This window comes from Enterococcus avium ATCC 14025, from assembly GCF_000406965.1.
Taxonomy (GTDB): Bacteria; Bacillota; Bacilli; order Lactobacillales; family Enterococcaceae; genus Enterococcus_A; species Enterococcus_A avium.
Genome location: NZ_KE136357.1, coordinates 1,016,853 through 1,032,183, shown reverse-complemented (window position 1 = coordinate 1,032,183; position 15,331 = coordinate 1,016,853). Strand labels below are relative to the sequence as shown.

At 40.6% G+C, this 15,331-nt stretch carries 14 protein-coding genes; 11 read left to right on the top strand and 3 right to left on the bottom strand.

Going from position 1 to position 15,331, the window contains the following annotated elements; genetic code table 11:
- Genes OMU_RS04850 through OMU_RS04840 form a run of 3 tightly spaced genes read left to right on the top strand, consistent with a single transcriptional unit; the run spans position 1 to position 2,151 of the window.
- Positions 1–621, top strand: coding sequence for an ABC transporter permease (locus tag OMU_RS04850; RefSeq protein WP_016178850.1), 621 nt, complete (start codon positions 1–3; stop codon positions 619–621).
- Between the two features lie 4 nt (positions 622–625).
- Complete coding sequence (locus tag OMU_RS04845; RefSeq protein ID WP_016178849.1) at positions 626–1,534, top strand: osmoprotectant ABC transporter substrate-binding protein; 909 nt, start codon at positions 626–628, stop codon at positions 1,532–1,534.
- Positions 1,534–2,151 (top strand): ABC transporter permease, encoded by a 618-nt coding sequence (locus OMU_RS04840; RefSeq protein WP_016178848.1) that lies wholly within the window; start codon positions 1,534–1,536, stop codon positions 2,149–2,151. The genes OMU_RS04845 and OMU_RS04840 overlap by 1 nt, the downstream gene beginning before the upstream one ends.
- 19 nt (positions 2,152–2,170) lie before the next feature.
- Here OMU_RS04840 and OMU_RS04835 read toward each other — a convergent pair whose 3' ends face one another.
- Positions 2,171–2,887 carry a MurR/RpiR family transcriptional regulator gene (locus OMU_RS04835; RefSeq protein WP_016178847.1) on the bottom strand — a complete coding sequence of 239 codons (717 nt, stop codon included), beginning with the start codon at positions 2,885–2,887 and terminating at the stop codon, positions 2,171–2,173.
- 213 nt (positions 2,888–3,100) lie between these two features.
- On the opposite strand from OMU_RS04835, the gene OMU_RS04830 reads away from it, so the two are divergent.
- The 6 genes from OMU_RS04830 (at position 3,101) to ade (ending at position 10,964) form a co-directional block, all read left to right on the top strand.
- Positions 3,101–4,588 carry an FAD-binding oxidoreductase gene (locus tag OMU_RS04830; protein WP_016178846.1) on the top strand — a complete coding sequence of 496 codons (1,488 nt, stop codon included), beginning with the start codon at positions 3,101–3,103 and terminating at the stop codon, positions 4,586–4,588.
- A 373-nt stretch (positions 4,589–4,961) separates the two neighbouring features.
- Complete coding sequence (locus OMU_RS04825; RefSeq protein ID WP_016178845.1) at positions 4,962–5,750, top strand: electron transfer flavoprotein subunit beta/FixA family protein; 789 nt, start codon at positions 4,962–4,964, stop codon at positions 5,748–5,750.
- The gene (locus OMU_RS04820) at positions 5,750–6,676 is read left to right on the top strand and encodes an electron transfer flavoprotein subunit alpha/FixB family protein (RefSeq protein ID WP_016178844.1); all 927 of its coding nucleotides are present in this window, start codon (positions 5,750–5,752) and stop codon (positions 6,674–6,676) included. The genes OMU_RS04825 and OMU_RS04820 overlap by 1 nt, the downstream gene beginning before the upstream one ends.
- Before the next feature lie 42 nt (positions 6,677–6,718).
- Positions 6,719–7,495, top strand: coding sequence for an SDR family oxidoreductase (locus tag OMU_RS04815; RefSeq protein WP_016178843.1), 777 nt, complete (start codon positions 6,719–6,721; stop codon positions 7,493–7,495).
- Between the two features lie 41 nt (positions 7,496–7,536).
- Positions 7,537–8,982, top strand: coding sequence for an FGGY-family carbohydrate kinase (locus OMU_RS04810; protein WP_016178842.1), 1,446 nt, complete (start codon positions 7,537–7,539; stop codon positions 8,980–8,982).
- Between the two features lie 242 nt (positions 8,983–9,224).
- Positions 9,225–10,964: an adenine deaminase gene (ade, locus tag OMU_RS04805; RefSeq protein WP_016178841.1), complete on the top strand. Its 1,740-nt coding sequence runs from the start codon at positions 9,225–9,227 to the stop codon at positions 10,962–10,964.
- Between the two features lie 42 nt (positions 10,965–11,006).
- Here the strand turns inward: ade and OMU_RS04800 are convergent, their stop codons facing one another.
- Positions 11,007–11,264: a hypothetical protein gene (locus OMU_RS04800; RefSeq protein WP_016178840.1), complete on the bottom strand. Its 258-nt coding sequence runs from the start codon at positions 11,262–11,264 to the stop codon at positions 11,007–11,009.
- A gap of 185 nt (positions 11,265–11,449) precedes the next feature.
- Positions 11,450–13,219, bottom strand: a complete 1,770-nt coding sequence (locus OMU_RS04795; protein ID WP_016178839.1) for a Na/Pi cotransporter family protein — start codon at positions 13,217–13,219, stop codon at positions 11,450–11,452.
- 267 nt (positions 13,220–13,486) lie between these two features.
- Between OMU_RS04795 and gad the strand changes: the two genes are divergently transcribed.
- Positions 13,487–14,887 carry a glutamate decarboxylase gene (gad, locus tag OMU_RS04790; protein ID WP_016178838.1) on the top strand — a complete coding sequence of 467 codons (1,401 nt, stop codon included), beginning with the start codon at positions 13,487–13,489 and terminating at the stop codon, positions 14,885–14,887.
- A gap of 23 nt (positions 14,888–14,910) precedes the next feature.
- The gene (locus OMU_RS04785) at positions 14,911–15,228 is read left to right on the top strand and encodes a DsrE family protein (RefSeq protein ID WP_016178837.1); all 318 of its coding nucleotides are present in this window, start codon (positions 14,911–14,913) and stop codon (positions 15,226–15,228) included.
- Positions 15,229–15,331 lie beyond the last annotated feature (103 nt).

The following is a 15,331-nucleotide window of genomic DNA, read 5'->3' as shown; positions in this document are numbered from 1 at the left end:
GTGAATTTTTGGTCTGAATACGGCAGTGAAATCTTATTGAAACTCTGGGAGCACTTTTATTTGTCCTTTTTGGCAATTTTCTTGGGTATTCTTGTTGCCGTTCCTTTAGGAGCAGCACTAACTCGCTTAAAAAAAGGCTCTGAAACCGTCATAAAAGTGGTGGGGGTATTTCAAACAATCCCGTCATTAGCGTTGCTGTCAATTATGATTCCTTTTTTTGGAATTGGCAAAATTCCAGCAGTGATCGCTTTGTTTTTGTATTCCCTCTTGCCGATCCTGCGAAATACTTATGTCGGGATAAGATCTGTTGATGCGACTTATTTAGATGCTGCTAAAGGAATGGGTATGTCGCAAATGCAACGCCTTTTACAAATTGAATTGCCCTTAGCGATGGGTGTCATCATGGCGGGGATTCGCGTGTCGACAGTTTATGTGATCTCTTGGACGACTTTAGCTGCATATATAGGCGCAGGGGGATTGGGTGATTATATTTTTAATGGTTTGAATCTTTATCGAATGGATCTAGTGTTGATGGGGACGATTCCGATCACGCTATTGGCCTTGCTTTCTGACGCATTATTGAAACACTCTGAACAAAAACTGACGATGGATCGAGGGTGAGTCGATGAAAAAGCGAATAGTACTTTTAGCAGCAATACTTCTGCTTTTTGGAAGCTTTATTGTGAGTAATTATTCCGCCAAAGATGACACACTTACGGTGGCTGGCGGAGTAACTTCAGAGTCGCAAATTTTAGGCAATATTGTGGTGGAACTGCTGCAACATTCGACCGACCACAATGTTGTTTATCTAAATAATTTAGGTTCAGCCAACTTAATGCATGAAGCAATGTTGCGAGGCGATTTAGATATAGCGCCAACTCGTTATACTGGAACAGACCTGATTGGAACCCTTGGATTACCCACGGAAAAGGAGCCGGATAAAGCCTTAGAAATTGTTCAACGAGAGTTCGATCGACGCTTTGGTTTTGACTGGTTTCCAAGTTACGGGTTTTCCAATCAATTTACGTTTATGGTAACGCAAGAAACGGCGAAGAAGTATGGCTTAAAAAAAGTTAGTGATTTAAAAAAATGTGCAAGTAAAATGCGGTTAGGCTCCGACCAAACCTGGTATAAACGAGAAGGTGATGGATATAAGGGATACACGGAAGCCTATGACACGAAATTCCAACGAGTTTATCCAATGCAGGTGGGCTTGCTTTATGATGCTTTAGTTGCTAATGAACTGGATGTGATTTTAGGCTATTCGACCGATGGAAGGGTCGGTAGCTATGACCTTGTAATGCTAGAAGACGATCTGAAATTTTTCCCGCCTTATACTGCGAGTGTCGTTGTTTCGGGAGAGACACTGAAAGAATATCCAGAACTCAAACCGATCTTGTTGAAATTACAGGACACGATTGATACCAAAACAATGCAACAGCTGAATTACGAATCAGATAATGAATTGTTGGAGCCGAAGATTATCGCACGTCGTTTTTTGGAGAAACATAACTTTTTTGAGGAGGGAAGCTAATGTTTGACAATTTAGTGACATATTTAAGTGAGAACTCCTCGTACCTAATCACACAATTCGGTGTTCACGTTTATATCTCAGTAATTGGTGTTGTGTTGACCTTCTTGATTGGGTTTCCTTTAGGAATAGTATTGTCTGAACGGCCAAAAATTTCGGATATCGTAATCGGAATTATCAACGTAATTCAGACGATTCCTTCAATCGCGATGCTGACTATGTTATTGATCTTGATGGGGCTGGGACAAAATACAGTGGTGGCAACAGTTGTTTTGTATTCGTTATTACCGATTGTGAAAAATACTTATGTTGGATTAGTCAATGTCGACCCGATGTATATTGATAGTGCCAAGGGTATTGGGATGAATCGCTATCAAATCTTGTATATGATCAAAATTCCTTTGGCCATGCCGGTAATTTTTGCTGGTGTGCGCAATGCGTTGGTAATCTCAGTCGGGATCACGACAATTGGTTCATTTGTCGGTGCAGGTGGCGTCGGTGACGTGATCTTGCGGGGAATCGCGATCACGGATGGCGGACCGATCATTATTGTCGGCGCTGTTTTATGCGCCTTTATCGCCATGATGATGGATTGGCTGTTTGATTGGATGATGAAATAAAAGAAGACGGTCGCGATTATTAGCGATCGTCTTCTTTATTTATACTTAACTTTCGAACAACTTCCTCGATATACATCAGCAGGATTGTCCGCGTTTTTTCATGAGATTTTAGTTGTTCGTCTTGATGCGACTTGGTTAAAAAGATAATCTCACTGGCATCTAAAGATAAATTCGTGTTCATTTCTTCCATCACCAGTAAGGATTTTGCATGGTGCTTTTTGGCTTCCTCAAACAAGGGATCAAAGCTGGCGAATTTCCCAGCAACTGAAAAGATTAGCAGCAAGGAATTCTCCGTCAATAAATCTGGAATTAGTGAAGGTTGGCTGACGCGGATGACATTTTTGTTCAAGGTAAAATTGAGCTTGTATTCAAAGTATTCCATACAGAAATTGGTCGGGCCATAGCCAAAAAGCAGGATTTTCTCTGATTGCTGGATGAGATCGGCTAGATAGTCGACCGAGGATTCGTCGAAATTCTCCATGAAATTTTGAATACGTGCAAACTCGCTATTTAATTTCTTCTGTTTGATTAATTCTTTTCCGGTCAGAAAACGAAAATATTCTTTATAGCCGGAAAAGCCCATTTTCTTAACCAGCTTAGAAATCTTCGAAGGGGAAACCTCCGTCAGTTTCGCTGCTTCGGTAATTGTCAAGTTTGGCTGAGACTGACTTTCTTTTATCAGACGGTTATGGATTTTTATTTCCAAATCGTTTAAACGATCCAATTGAATTTTCATTCTGAATGGGCTCCTTTACATTCTATGCCTTGACAGTAGAATAGCATAGTCTATTTAAAAAAAGCAATCATCTTATGGAAAATTTTCCAAATATATAAATAAAATCGCAAAAACATAGAAAATCTAATTAAATTTTAATGTAAAATGGTTTTTAGCCCTTTATACTGAATTCAAGAAAAGCGCTTTCTAAAAAAGATGAATGGAGTTAATTGAATGAATTCTGAAACATTGGTGAAAGAAGCAATTATCAAAGATATAAAAAATATTGTTTCTGACAAACAAGTCGTCACAGATCACGAGACTTTATACGACGCGGCCTCTGACCGTTATCGTAAATACATGAAAGCAAAAGGTGTTTTAGATAATCCGCTGCCGACTGCAGTCGTTTATCCAAACAATGTCGAAGAAGTCAAAAATTTATTGATGTATTGCAACGAGAACGATATCAATGTGATTCCGCGAAGTGGTCAGACTGCGACTGAGGGTGGCTTGGAAAACTGGAAGGACTTGGCATTAGTGATCGACGGTTCTCACATGAATAAGATATTGAAAATCGATCCTTATAACATGCAGGCGACTGTTCAAGCAGGTGTGCCGCTGCAGGCGTTGGAAGATGAGTTAAGAAAAATCGGCTACACGACAGGTCATTCGCCACAATCAAAACCAATCGCACAATATGGCGGATTAGTCGCAACACGTTCAATTGGACAATTTTCAACGTTATACGGCGGGATCGAAGATATGGTGGTGGGACTTGAATGTGTCTTCCCGAATGGTCACATTTCTCGCATCAAAAATATTTCTCGTCGTGCAGGCGGTCCAGATATTCGGCACATCGTGATTGGGAATGAAGGAACGCTTTGCTACATCACGGAAGTTACGGTGAAGATCTTTAAATATTATCCAGATAATAATAAATTTTATGGCTATCTAGTAAACGATGTAGAAGATGGTGTAAAAGTCCTGCGTGAAGTAATGGTCAACGGTTATCGTCCATCGGTTGCTCGGACCTATTCGCCAGAAGATGCGCGTCAGCATTTCTATCATTTTTATGAAGGAAAATGCGTCTTGATTTTTATGGCAGAAGGACCTGCAGGAATTGTCGAGGCAACGGGTAAAGGAATCGAAGAAGCGGTTGAAAAATTCAAAGACGGCATCGTCAAGCAGGTCGATTCTCAATTGATCGAAAACTGGTTTAATCAATTAAACTGGACACAACAAACGATTGACGATGAGATCCAAGGTATGATCGACAACGACAAGCACGACGGCTACACCACCGAAGTTTCCGCAGATTGGGAAACAATTACGAAAATCTACAACAACGTTATTGATAGAATTCGCAACGAATTTCCGCGTGCGAATGATTTAACTATGTTGGGCGGACACTCTTCTCATAGTTATTTGAACGGAACGAATATGTACTTTGTTTACAACTACGAGATTAACTGTGAACCAGAGGATGAAATGAAGATCTACCATCATCCGATTCAAGCAATCATTGTGGAAGAAACACTGAAATTAGGCGGTTCGATGTGTCACCATCACGGGATTGGGAAATATCGAAATGAATGGACAAAAGAAGAACATCAATCGGCGTACTACATGCTAGAAACCTTGAAGGAAGCATTTGATCCAAAAGGTGTTATGAGTTTCGGAAATATCTACCCAGTTCAAGAAGGCTATAAGTATCAGAAATAAATGATTTGTTCAAGGGCGAATCTTTGCCCTTGAATGAAAGGATAAAAATATCAGTTCTGCTGTTAGCAGTATATAGCGCACAAAGCACGCTAAAATATATGTCAAGCTAAATGCACCAATCGAACAGTGTAGCAGAATGATATACGGCGTGAAAAAGAAACTAATTTTTTGGAAAAAAATTAATCCATTAAAATGAACAAGGATGTCAGTTCTGCTTTTAGCAGTATATAACGCACAGAGCGCGTTAAAATATATGTCAGGCAAATGCACCAATCGAACAGTATAGCAGAATAATATACGGCGTGAAAAGCAAACTAATTTTTTGGAAAAAAATTAATCCATTAAAATGAACAAGTGAACAAGGAGGGCTTGAATGAAAATCATTTGTTTAGTCAAATTTGTGCCAGATACGGAGAAGTTTGAATACGATTATGAAACGGATAAGATCAATCGTGAGACTTCTCGTATGATTCTAAATCCAGATGATAAAAATGCCTTGGCATGGGCCATGAAGCAGAAAAAACAAGATCCCTCCACATTTGTAGAAGTCGTTTCGATGGGACCGTTGAAATTGGAAGAGGAAATGAAGGATTTTGTTCGCTTAGGTGCTGATAAAGCTGTTCTGATAAGTGATCGACGGTTTGCTGGGAGCGATTCGCTGGCGACTAGTCGGATCATTTCCAGTTATTTGGCTTCACAAGAGTATAATGTATTGCTTACTGGTACACATACTTTAGATGGAGGAACCGGACATATTGGTCCGCAAATCGCAGAAATATTGGGATTGAATCAGTTTTCTAATATCATCGCCATCAAAGAAGTGAAGCAGGAATTTTCGATTGTGGAGGCTTTGCAGGAAGAAATGACTTACCGTTTGAAAATTCAAAATCCCAGTGTATTAAGTGTGACGCATCAAATGAACTTGCGTTTAGGTTTTGTACGTTATGAAAATATCGGTAGAAACGTGGATGACCAATTTGCATTGGTAGATAATGAAGTTTTGCAGTTGCCGGCAGAGCAGATTGGCGGTAAGGGCTCGCCAACGAAGGTAAGAAAAAATATCGTGGTAAAACGTAAGCAGGTAGAACATAAGGTAGTGAAGGTCGACGACGAAGGTATCGATGAAGTGGTTTGTTTTCTCAAAGAAAAGGGGTACTTATAATGTTTAAAGGACTCATTTTGATTGATAATGAAAATATAAACTACTCATTGGACTTGATTGATGTAGTGAGACGTTTGGCCGGCAATGAAGAAGCCTATATTTATGGTTTAGGAATCAATTTGTCTGAAAAAGTTAAGGGGCTTGATGCGGTGATCAGCGTTGAGGCACCAGCTATCCAAATGAAGGATAGTCGCGTATTGACGGATATTATTCAGCAAGTCCATGAAGAATATCAATTTGACAGCATTATTATTCTCGCAACGGATTTTGGACGAATGGTAGCACCACGTTTGGCGATGCGGCTTGAGGTAGGATTAGTGGCTGATATTACCGATATCGATGTCGACAAACGTGGGAAGAAATTGATCCGGCCAGCTTTTTCAGGCAATATCATGGCAAGTATCGTCTGTGAATCCTCACCGATCATGGCTAGTGTCCATCCGAATGTTTTTCACACAGAAGACTTGAGTACAGAACCAGAGATCGTCAAATTTATACCGACAGATTTGAAAGCGTCATCAATCGAAGTGCTTGAAATTATAGAGAGTGAACAGACGGCAACAGATATTCGCGAGGCTGACGTGATTGTTTCAGCGGGCGGCGGTTTTACCCAGCCGATCGAACAATTGCAGGATTTAGCGAAGGAATTGACCGGCGTTGTCGCCGTATCGAAACAGCTTGTGGATCGTAAAAAAGCCCCGCGGGAAATCCAAGTGGGACAATCGGGCAAGACTGTCAGTCCGGAACTCTATATCGCTTTAGGGATTTATGGATCAACTCAGCATATTGAAGGGTTAAAAAATGTAAAAGAGATTATTTCGGTGAATACGGATCTTGGGGCACCAATGAATTATTTAGCCAGCCTCGTCGTTCATGGCGATGCGGCGGAATTTGCAAGGAAACTAAGTACCAAACTTAAGGAATAATCCCAATCGGGTAAAAAAATAAAAGGAAAAGAAGGTAAACAAATGGAAATCAAAGACTTTAAGATGGACATGTTTCATATCAAGGGGAAAAATGCAATCGTAACTGGAGGGAATACTGGACTAGGGCAAGCATTCTCATTGGCATTGGCAGAAGCAGGCGCAAATATCTTTATGCCGTCAATCATGCCAGATGATCCAGAATTCAATGCGATCTTAGCTGAACGTGGCGCGAAAACGGCATATATGGAAGCGGATATTACCAAAGACGGCGTATGCCAAGAAGTCGTCGAAAAATGTGTAGCTGAATTTGGTTCGGTGGATATTTTAGTAAACTGTGCCGGCATTTGCCCATGTGATGATGTAGTGAGCTATGGTCGTGACAAATGGGACCCAACCATTAGTATCAATTTGACAGCCGCTTTTGACATGAGTCATGAAGTAGCGAAAGTAATGATTCCTCAAAAGAGCGGAAAAATCATCAATATCTGTTCTATGTTCTCGTTTTTAGGAGGACAGTGGGCGCCAGCATATGCAGCTTCTAAACATGGTTTAGCTGGTTTGACCAAAGCTTACTGTGATGAATTGGCTCAATACAATATTCAAGTAAACGGTATCGCACCGGGGTATTTCAAGACCCATGCGGCAAAAGCGTCGATCGAAGACCCAGAACGCAGCAAATGGATCGTGGATCACACACCAGAAGGACGTTGGGGAGATGTTGCAGATCTGATGGGTGCCACAGCCTTCTTGGCTTCGGAAGCCTCACATTTCGTTAACGGACATATCTTGGCTGTCGATGGTGGATTCTTAGTACGATAGTTTATCTATATAATAGAAGAAAAAATCAAAAAGGAGAGACTATGGAAAAGAAATATATCGTCGGTATTGATGGTGGAAGCCAGAGTGCCAAGATCGTCATTTTTGATTTAGAAGGCAATATCGTGGGTGAAGGAAAAGAAGTATTGCGTCCGATGCACTTAGGTGATGATGTGGTTGTGGAGCATCCTGGTGATGATTTATGGGATGCGTTATGCAGTGCATCAATGAAAGCGATGGATGAATTTGGTATTCGGAAAGAAAATATTGTGGGAATCGGCTTAGGTTTTATCCGCTGCTGCCGCGTGCTTTTGAAAAAGGATGGTACATTAGCTCAGCCAGTCATCAGCTGGATGGACAAACGTACGTCTACACCTTATGTCCATGACAATCCTGAAGTTCAATACGTGACGTCAACGAGCGGATACATCACGCATCGTTTGACGGGTGAGTTTAAAGATAATATCGGCAATAACTTTGGGCAATGGCCCGTTGATTATCAGACATGGGACTGGTCGACAGATGAAGAGGTATTGAAACAATACAATCTTCCCGAAGACATGTTATTTGAAACAGTGAACCCAGGAGATCAATTAGGAACAATTACAAAAGAAGCCAGTGAGAAAACAGGCTTGCCTGAAGGAGTGCCAGTTTTTGCGACAACCAGTGACAAGGCTGTTGAGGCATTAGGTGCTGGATTGATTCAGGATTCAAGCGCGTTGGTATCTCTAGGGACATATATTTGCAGCATGATGATGGGCAAAGAAATGCCTCCGAGTGATGCGGTCAATTATTGGGGCATCCTATCCTCAATGCCGAATCGCTATATTTATGAAGGCTATGGTATTCGGCGTGGGATGTGGACCGTCTCTTGGTTCAAAGATCTTTTAGGCGAGAAAATCAGTATTCGTTCGAATTATCAAGGGATCAGTGAAGAGGAATACTTGAATGAACAGGCTGCCAATATCCCAGCGGGCAGTGATGGATTGATGACGAAATTGGATTGGTTGGCGAATCCTTGGGAGCCATTCAAACGCGGTGTGATGATCGGCTTCAACGCTCATCATGACTATCGTTATTTATACCGTTCGATCTTGGAAGGTATTGCCTACACAATGAAAAATAATGTGACTAACATGACGGACGAAATGGGCCATCCAATCGACGAAGTTATCGTAACTGGCGGTGGTTCAAATAGTGATTTACTGATGCAGATTTTTGCGGATGTTTTCAATTTACCGGTCAAACGAAATGTGGTGAACGGTAGCGCCAGCGTTGGGGCTGCGATCAATGCCGCAGTTGGCTTGGGAATCTATGAAACCTATGAAGAAGCTGTTGAAAAAATGGTAAAAGTAAAAGATGTGTTCACTCCAAACCCAGACAATGTGGTGGTCTATAAACAGTTAAATGAAGAGGTTTATCAGAGTTTGACGGATTACACCGATGAAGTGTTGAAGAAAACCTATCATGTATTGCATCCAGAAGGCTAATTTTTTGATATATAGTGTGTAATTTACGAAGAAGCGGTTCCGTTCAAAAGGGAATTGCTTCTTTTTATTATAAGTAGGGATGCAAGCATATCTGAAATATGGATATATTTGTGAAAAACAGAGAAATAAAAGAAACGAAATTTCTCAATTAAGAATTATTTTTAAAATAACACATTTGCTAGTGATTCGTATCCTCAACCCTGATATAATAGAAAAAATATTTACAAAAGGGAGAGAAGCAAGTGGATAAAAAGGCGTTAAAACGATTGATCGATGTAGCAGCAGGTCGTGAACCGGCTGATTTAGTTTTAAAAAATGCAAACGTGATCGATGTCTATCAAGCAGAGATGATTTCTGGCGATTTAGCGATCGTTGATGGCAAGATCGCAGGGATCAATGGGGAGTATCAGGGTAAAGAAACCATCGATCTTAAAGGAAAAATTGTAGCGCCTGGGTTTATTGATCCCCATATCCACGTGGAGTCCTCTTACGTGACACCTGAGGAATTTAGTCGCTTGCTGGTCCCTCACGGAACGACAACGGTGCTAGCGGATCCACATGAGATTGTTAATGTTCTTGGCCTGTCAGGATTGGATTATATGATAGAGGCCGCAAAGGAAACGGCGCTGGATATACGCTACATGATGCCTTCATGTGTACCGGCTACGAATATGGAAAATGCTGGTGCTGTAATAGAAGCGGCAGATATGATCTCTTCCTTTGAAAAAAAACAGGTAGATGGATTAGCGGAGTTCATGAATTTTCCCGGAGTGATCCACGCTCAAGATGAGGTTCTGGATAAACTATTAGCCGCAAAAGAACGAGGATTGCGAATAGATGGACACTCGCCGATGGTTTTTAATGAAGAATTAAATGCTTATGCTGCGGCGGGTATCGCCAATGATCATGAATGCTCTACAGTGGAGGAACTTAAGGATCGGATTGCTCGTGGAATGTACGTCTTCTTACGAGAAGGATCAGTTACGCAAAATTTACGGACGCTATTAAACGGAGTAACGGATAATAATTATCAGCGTTGTGTCTTATCAGCAGATGATCTGCAAGCGAAAACGATACTAGAAAAAGGACACTTGGACAATAGCATTAGAATTTGTATTGAAGAAGGTGTTTCACCTTTGAGAGCAATCCAAATGGCGACCATCAATGCGGCTCAATGCTGCCAATTAACAGATCGCGGAGCCATCGCACCAGGCTTAAGGGCGGATTTAGTTATCTTTTCTGATTTGGCTCAGCCAGAAATTGAAGCGACCTATATTAAAGGGAAGTTAGTTGCTGAAAAAGGTACCTATCTACCAACTGTGAAACGAATTTCAACAGAAAAGGTGCAATCAAGTGTTCATATCGATAAATTTCAAAAGGAACAATTGAAGTTGAACCTAACTAGCGATAAAGCACGGGCGATTGAAGTGATTCCGCAAGAAGCTTTAACTAATGAAGCCATTGTTTCTGTGAAAAGAGATGACCAGGGTCAGTTTGTTTTTGATCCAAAGCAAGATGTTACAAAAATCGCGGTTATTGAACGCCATCATAATACAGGCAATGCTTTTGTGGGATTATTGAAGGGGTATGGTGTGAAAAAAGGTGCGATTGGTCTATCAATTGCCCATGATTCTCATAATTTGATTGTAACTGGAACGAACGACGAAGATATGGCGGCAGCCGTTCAAGCCCTCAAAGAGCAAGAGGGCGGCGTAGTTCTGATTGAATCAGGAAAAATCATTGGTAATATGGCGTTACCGATCGCAGGACTAATGAGCGATCTCACTGGTGAAGAAGTAGCCCAGCAAGAAGCGGAAATTAATCGACTAGCTCATGAAGTATTAGGAGTTTCAAATAACGTTGATCCCATCATGACATTAGGATTTATGTCTCTAGCAGTCATTCCTAATTTAAAAATTACAGACATTGGGTTAGTAGATGTAACGAAGTTCGAAATTGTACCGGTCTCGGTAGAAGCATAAAAAACTAGGACAAAGATTCATTCGCGAATCTTTGTCCTAGTTTTATCTTTTTGCTTTAAAAAGTACGGGTAAGAAAATGAAGAATGAAAGAATTAGTACGCTCACTCCAACTGTTACTATTAGTTTTGGTAACCCTAGTTGCGATATACCAGAAAAATTACCAAACGAGTTTCCTAAAACAATGACGAAACTGATTAGCATAGTTGAAAGGATCGCTTTACCTCGTTCACCGCGTTTTTCAAAGTAGCTAATCACTGAATAAAGTCCCCAGCCCAACAAAACAATCGTAAATGTATCCATAAATTCCAACTCCCTTTCTTTGATGTATTCATCATATCAAGGAAATAGAGGCTAAAATACTTACAAAAGCAGTGATGGACTTACGATTGTGAAAGGTTGAAATAAATGGATGAAAAAAAACTAGAACCAATGTGATAAGTAAAAACGCTGCCTACTTCTCCTTTAAAGAAAAGTAGGCGGCGTTTTTAATCTAATACTTCACCATTATCGCCAATGGAATCGTCTGAAGTTTCCCCTTCCGGTTTTTCATAATGGAAGTTTGATGTATCGTATTTGAAGTTGTATTTATTTCCTAAGAAATACTTCGCGATGTGTAGTGTGCGGTCGCTGGAACGTTCAAGGTTGGAGCTGATATCGATCAGTAAAACACCATCTGCGGCACGACCTTCGCCCTTGGTCATTAGACGAATGTATTTTTTACGCAGTAATTCTACGAGTTCATTGATATTTTCTTCACGGTCTAACATTTTTTGTGCAAGTTCGATATCGTCATTTTCTAAGACTTGCAGGGCATCGCGTATATTTTTTAACACTTTATCAAAAAGCAATTCAAGATGTTCATCGTGAAGCAAGAAGGTCTCACGGTTGCTATTGGATTTGGTTCGATTCCGCTTATCTTTTGCTCGTTGTTTCTCCTCAAGAGCGATCGATTCCTCAACGTAGCGTATAATATTCATTGAATGATCCCCGATGCGTTCGAAATCCTTAGTGAACTCCAGCAGCATTGCTTGTTCTTGACTTTCCAAGGGTGTAAGAACAGTCGCAGAGATTTTGACTAAATATTCGGTTAGTTCAATATCGCATTGGTTAATTGCATCTTCGTATTGTAAAACATCATCGCGCCATTCTTCTTTTGTATCGTTATAGTATTTGCGCGCAGACTTTACTGAGGAAAGAACGTAGCGGCCCATTTGAATGACTTCTCCTTTGGCTTGCTCAATCGCCATAACTGAAGATGTATGAATGATTGGTTCACTTAAAGTGACAGAACGAATATTTAAATTTTTCTCACTACCAGGGACAATCTTTTTCACCAGCATTTCAATTTGAGGGATGAACCAGAATTGGATTGCTAAATTTGACATATTAAAAAGCCCATGAGCGAAGGCTATCTGCATGGCAGGATTCAATCCCAATGAATTTGCGAATAACATAACCAGTTTTGTAAATGGTGACAGTAGCAAGGTAAAAATAATCGCACCTACAAGGTTAAAAATCACGTGAGAGGCTGCGGTTCTCTTTGCGGAAACACTGGCGCCAAGACAGGCGATGATCGCTGTAATAGTCGTTCCAATATTATCTCCAAAGAGGATTGGAAGTGCAGCAGTTAGCGTGACACTGCCTTGCATGTACAATTGTTGTAAAATACCAATCGTGGCACTTGAGCTTTGTAGAACCATCGTCAAGAGCGTACCGATACCAACACCCAAGACAGGATAATCAGCAACACTAAGCATTAATTGATTAAATTGCGGCAAATCTTTTAGTGGGTCCATAGCAGTTCCCATTAATTTTAAACCATAAAAAAGAGCACCAAATCCGAATAAGATCTGCCCAATTGATTGTAAAGAGGTTCGTTTCGAGAAAAAGAGCAAAATCGCCCCCGCGCCAATGATCGGCAGCGCGTATGCACTTAAATTAAATCCAATAATAAAAGCGGTGACAGTCGTCCCTACGTTCGCCCCCATGATAACTCCGATAGCCTGTCGTAAGGTCATGAAGCCAGCGCTAACCAGTCCAACGGCTAAGACAGTGGTACCTGAGCTGCTTTGGATCAAGCCCGTCACAATGATTCCGGCCAATACAGCGCGAAAAGGGGTTGAAGTGAAGCGATTTAGAATTTCTCTTAGTCGGTTTCCGGCAGCTTTTTGTAAACCATCCCCTAAATATTTGATCCCGAAAAGGAAAATTCCTAGTCCACCTAAGAAGGTGAAAAGCATTTCTTGATAAGACATAATGCGTCCTCCGCTAATTTTTTTTGCATGCTACTACCAAAATAATAGATTCACAAGTAAAAAGAAAGTCTTTTATTTAAAAAAGCGCTATTTTTTTTGAAAAAACCGATTTATTTTGTCGGAATTGAAATAAATACTAGATGAAGCAGTTAAATGGATGGAATTCTTTTGAAATTTTTAGCGCTTTCAGCTACTCTTAAAGTAGTAAAAAGTTTTTTCAATCGGAATGGAACGCGCATTATTTATAAATAGAGGAGATGTAGTCGAATGCTTTATGGAAAGAAAGATCGACGCGAGGCAAGTTACTTGGAACCGATTTTTGGTTCAGTGAATGAAGATGAATTATTGCCTTCTTATCAGTTAGGTGAAAAATCAATTGAGCCGCGAATTGCATACCAAATGATCAAGGATGATCTATTAGATGAAGGAAATTCTCGTTTGAACCTAGCAACCTTCTGCCAAACCTTTATGGAGCCAGAAGCAGTCAAATTAATGAGTGAGACACTGGATAAAAACATGATTGATAAATCGGAGTATCCTCGGACCGCAGAAATGGAAAATCGTTGTGTAAACATTATTGCTGATTTGTGGCATGCGCGAGGACCAGAAAAATACATCGGTACTTCTACGATTGGCTCATCAGAAGCCTGTATGTTAGGCGGTATGGCGATGAAATTTGCTTGGCGCAAGCGAGCAGAGAAACTTGGGGTGAATATCCAAGCGAAGAAACCCAATCTGATTATTTCTTCAGGCTACCAAGTTTGTTGGGAAAAATTTTGCGTCTATTGGGATATTGAGCTGCGAGAAATTCCAATGTCAGAGGACCACTTGTCATTGGACGTTGAAAAGGCGTTGGAAGCTGTAGATGAATATACGATTGGAATTGTGGGTATTTTAGGAATTACCTACACAGGACAATATGATGATATCAAAAAATTAGATCAATTAGTTGAAGAATATAATCAGCAAACGCAACACAAAGTTTATATCCATGTGGATGCAGCTTCAGGTGGGCTATATGCGCCATTTGTCGAACCAGAGCTAGAATGGGATTTTCAGTTAAAAAACGTGATTTCTATCAACACTTCCGGACACAAATACGGCCTGGTCTATCCTGGCGTTGGCTGGATCGTTTGGCGAGATGAAAAATATTTGCCGGAGGAGTTGGTTTTTAAAGTCAGTTATCTAGGTGGAGAAATGCCAACGATGGCTATCAATTTTTCTCACAGTGCAGCTCAAATGATCGGTCAGTATTACAATTTCGTACGTTTTGGTTTTGATGGTTATCAGAGCATACATCAACGAACGCATGATGTAGCAGTTTACTTAGCGAAAGAAATCGAACGTTCACGACATTTTGAGATCATCAATGATGGTAGTCAATTGCCGCTAGTCTGTTATAAATTGGCAAAAGATGAAGCGCGCAGGTGGACGCTTTATGATTTATCCGATCGGTTATTAATGAAGGGGTGGCAGGTTCCTTCTTATCCGCTACCTAAAAATTTGGAGTATCAAGTTATTCAACGAATTGTGGTGCGCAGTGATTTTGGGATGAATATGGCTTATGATTTTATTGAAGATCTGAAGGAAGCGATCAAAGAATTGGAAAATAGTCACTTAGTTTTTCATGAAGAGACTGAAATAAAAAATTATGGATTTACCCATTAATTGAATCAGAGGAGGCGTTACAAATGAAAGTCGTTTTTCATGTTGATGAGTTGGGAATGATTAGAGAGGCCCGTCATGATATCGAGCATATCCTGTTGTCAGAGCCAGATGCGGATATCGTACTATTGATGAATGGTGAAGCGATTCAAGGATATTTACTGCCGCGAGTGATCAAGTTTATGAAGGAGTATCCGAATATCACTTATCAAGCCTGTCATCATTCGATGCGCACATTCCATGTCCGTTCAAAACAAATGCACGAGCAAGTGGAGATCATTGAATCTGGAGTGATTGGTTTAGTAGAGTTGCAGGAGCGTGGGTATTCTTATATTAAGTGTTAAATTATCGATCAAAACGGGCTCTTCGTCAAATCGTGTTGGTGAAGACAAATTTGAATAAAACTTAGTCTGATATGCGGCGCGTTCTGTGCGCCGCATATTTTTT

Excerpts from the sequence above, each read along its gene's own strand:
- OMU_RS04845 (WP_016178849.1), top strand. The coding sequence starts at position 626 with ATGAAAAAGCGAATAGTACTTTTAGCAGCAATACTTCTGCTTTTTGGA.
- OMU_RS04840 (WP_016178848.1), top strand. The coding sequence starts at position 1,534 with ATGTTTGACAATTTAGTGACATATTTAAGTGAGAACTCCTCGTACCTA.
- OMU_RS04835 (WP_016178847.1), bottom strand. The coding sequence starts at position 2,887 with ATGAAAATTCAATTGGATCGTTTAAACGATTTGGAAATAAAAATCCAT.
- OMU_RS04830 (WP_016178846.1), top strand. The coding sequence starts at position 3,101 with ATGAATTCTGAAACATTGGTGAAAGAAGCAATTATCAAAGATATAAAA.
- OMU_RS04825 (WP_016178845.1), top strand. The coding sequence starts at position 4,962 with ATGAAAATCATTTGTTTAGTCAAATTTGTGCCAGATACGGAGAAGTTT.
- OMU_RS04820 (WP_016178844.1), top strand. The coding sequence starts at position 5,750 with ATGTTTAAAGGACTCATTTTGATTGATAATGAAAATATAAACTACTCA.
- OMU_RS04815 (WP_016178843.1), top strand. The coding sequence starts at position 6,719 with ATGGAAATCAAAGACTTTAAGATGGACATGTTTCATATCAAGGGGAAA.
- OMU_RS04810 (WP_016178842.1), top strand. The coding sequence starts at position 7,537 with ATGGAAAAGAAATATATCGTCGGTATTGATGGTGGAAGCCAGAGTGCC.
- OMU_RS04800 (WP_016178840.1), bottom strand. The coding sequence starts at position 11,264 with ATGGATACATTTACGATTGTTTTGTTGGGCTGGGGACTTTATTCAGTG.
- OMU_RS04795 (WP_016178839.1), bottom strand. The coding sequence starts at position 13,219 with ATGTCTTATCAAGAAATGCTTTTCACCTTCTTAGGTGGACTAGGAATT.
- gad (WP_016178838.1), top strand. The coding sequence starts at position 13,487 with ATGCTTTATGGAAAGAAAGATCGACGCGAGGCAAGTTACTTGGAACCG.
- OMU_RS04785 (WP_016178837.1), top strand. The coding sequence starts at position 14,911 with ATGAAAGTCGTTTTTCATGTTGATGAGTTGGGAATGATTAGAGAGGCC.